The organism is Bombella dulcis, assembly GCF_026385505.1.
Taxonomy (GTDB): Bacteria; Pseudomonadota; Alphaproteobacteria; order Acetobacterales; family Acetobacteraceae; genus Bombella; species Bombella dulcis.
Window position 1 is genome coordinate 2,501 of record NZ_JANIDV010000010.1, and the last position, 2,847, is coordinate 5,347.

1 tRNA gene and 2 rRNA genes (1 of these 3 running past the window's edge) are annotated in these 2,847 nt (G+C 54.8%); all 3 read left to right on the forward strand.

Going from position 1 to position 2,847, the window contains the following annotated elements:
* Positions 1-2,534 (forward strand): 23S ribosomal RNA (locus NQF87_RS08580); it begins 203 nt to the left of the window's first position.
* Between the two features lie 85 nt (positions 2,535-2,619).
* Positions 2,620-2,734 (forward strand): 5S ribosomal RNA (gene rrf, locus NQF87_RS08585).
* A gap of 36 nt (positions 2,735-2,770) precedes the next feature.
* Positions 2,771-2,847: transfer RNA gene (locus tag NQF87_RS08590), tRNA-Met, on the forward strand.

Genomic DNA, 2,847 nt, shown 5'->3' on the forward strand with positions numbered 1-2,847 from the left:
GGAGGAAAAGACATCAACAGAGATTCCGCCAGTAGTGGCGAGCGAACGCGGAACAGGCCAGTGTCTTTAAAGGAACAAGCAGAACAGTCTGGAAAGTCTGACCATAGTGGGTGATAGTCCCTTATGCGTAATGTCCTTTAAAGGCCTTGAGTAGGGCGGGGCACGAGAAACCCTGTCTGAACATGGGAGGACCACCTTCCAAGCCTAAATACTCTCTGGTGACCGATAGTGAACCAGTACCGTGAGGGAAAGGTGAAAAGCACCCCGATAAGGGGAGTGAAAGAGACCTGAAACCAGGTGCCTACAAGCAGTCGGAGCCTCTTATGGGGTGACGGCGTACCTTTTGTATAATGGGTCAGCGAGTTTCTGTCCGTAGCAAGCTTAAGCCGGTAGGTGTAGGCGTAGCGAAAGCGAGTCTGAATAGGGCGACTGAGTTACTGGTAGAAGACCCGAAACCGAGTGATCTAGCCATGGCCAGGCTGAAGGTGCGGTAACACGCACTGGAGGGCCGAACCCACGCCTGTTGAAAAAGTCGGGGATGAGCTGTGGCTAGGGGTGAAAGGCCAATCAAACTCGGAGATAGCTGGTTCTCCGCGAAATCTATTGAGGTAGATCGTCGTGTATTGCCCTCGGGGGTAGAGCACTGGATGGGCTAGGGGGGCCCAAAGCCTTACCACACCTAACCAAACTCCGAATACCGAGGAGTATGAGCACGGCAGACAGACAGTGGGTGCTAAGGTCCATTGTCGAGAGGGAAACAGCCCAGACCACCAGCTAAGGCCCCTAAATCGTGGCTAAGTGGGAAAGGATGTGGGGATTCCAAAACAACCAGGAGGTTGGCTTAGAAGCAGCCATCCTTTAAAGAAAGCGTAATAGCTCACTGGTCTAATAGAAACCCTGCGCCGAAAATGTAACGGGGCTCAAGCCACGTGCCGAAGCTGTGGGTGCATAGTTTACTATGCGCGGTAGCGGAGCGTTCTGTAAGCCTGCGAAGGAGATGGGGTGACCCTCTCTGGAGGTATCAGAAGTGCGAATGCTGACATGAGTAGCGACAAACAGTGCGAGAAACACTGTCGCCGAAAGTCCAAGGGTTCCTGCGCAAGGTTAATCCACGCAGGGTGAGCCGGCCCCTAAGGCGAGGGCGAAAGCCGTAGTCGATGGGAATGAGGTTAATACTCCTCAGCCTGCCAGAAGTGACGAACGAGATATGTTGTCAGCTCTTATCGGATTGAGCTGGCTTTTGGACCGTTCCAGGAAATAGCTCTGGCATATAGACCGTACCCGAAACCGACACAGGTGGACTGGTAGAGAATACCAAGGCGCTTGAGAGAACGATGCTGAAGGAACTAGGCAAATTGCTCGTGTAACTTCGGAAGAAACGAGACCCGTTGGTGGGCAACCATCGGCGGGTGGCACAGACCAGGGGGTAGCGACTGTTTAGTAAAAACACAGGACTCTGCGAAATCGAAAGATGACGTATAGGGTCTGACGCCTGCCCGGTGCCGGAAGGTTAAGAGGAGATGTGCAAGCGTCGAATCGAAGCCCCGGTAAACGGCGGCCGTAACTATAACGGTCCTAAGGTAGCGAAATTCCTTGTCGGGTAAGTTCCGACCTGCACGAATGGCGTAACGACTTCCCCGCTGTCTCCAGCATCGGCTCAGCGAAATTGAATTCCCCGTGAAGATGCGGGGTACCCGCGGTCAGACGGAAAGACCCTATGAACCTTTACTGCAGCTTTACAGTGGTATCAGGAAAGTTTTGTGTAGGATAGGTGGGAGGCTTTGAAACCAGGGCGCCAGCTCCGGTGGAGCCATCCTTGAAATACCACCCTGAACTTTTCTGATATCTAACCGAGACCAGTCAGCCTGGTCCGGGACCCTGTATGGTGGGCAGTTTGACTGGGGCGGTCGCCTCCCAAAGAATAACGGAGGCGCGCGATGGTGGGCTCAGGCCGGTCGGAAACCGGCTGTCGAGTGCAATGGCATAAGCCCGCCTGACTGCGAGAGTGACAGCTCGAGCAGAGACGAAAGTCGGCCATAGTGATCCGGTGGTCCCGCGTGGATGGGCCATCGCTCAACGGATAAAAGGTACTCTAGGGATAACAGGCTGATCTCCCCCAAGAGTCCACATCGACGGGGAGGTTTGGCACCTCGATGTCGGCTCATCACATCCTGGGGCTGGAGCAGGTCCCAAGGGTTCGGCTGTTCGCCGATTAAAGTGGTACGTGAGCTGGGTTTAGAACGTCGTGAGACAGTTCGGTCCCTATCTGCCGTGGGTGTAAGAGACTTGAGAGGATTTGTCCCTAGTACGAGAGGACCGGGATGAACGAACCTCTGGTGCACCGGTTGTCGCGCCAGCGGCACAGCCGGGTAGCTAAGTTCGGAATGGATAACCGCTGAAAGCATCTAAGCGGGAAACCAGCCTCAAAACTAGGTCTCATAGGGCCGTCCAAGACCAGGACGTCGATAGGTCAGGTGTGAAAGCATGGCAACATGTGTAGCTGACTGATCCTAATCGCCCATATCTCTCACACACCTAAACACATGCACAGTAGTCAGTCACACTCCTCAAAACACCAACCAACACCCCCCAGACACCTCACAAGGGTGAGCGGGAAGACCTGGTGGCCATGGCGGAGGATCCATACCCGATCCCATCCCGAACTCGGCCGTTAAAGCCTCCAGCGCCTATGATACTGCTCCTTAAGGAGCGGAAAAGTCGGTCGCCGCCAGGTCCCCTCGCTCACCCCTCAATACATACCACCCACTATCGCGGGGTGGAGCAGCCCGGTAGCTCGTCAGGCTCATAACCTGAAGGTCGTAGGTTCAAATCCTACCCCCGCATCCA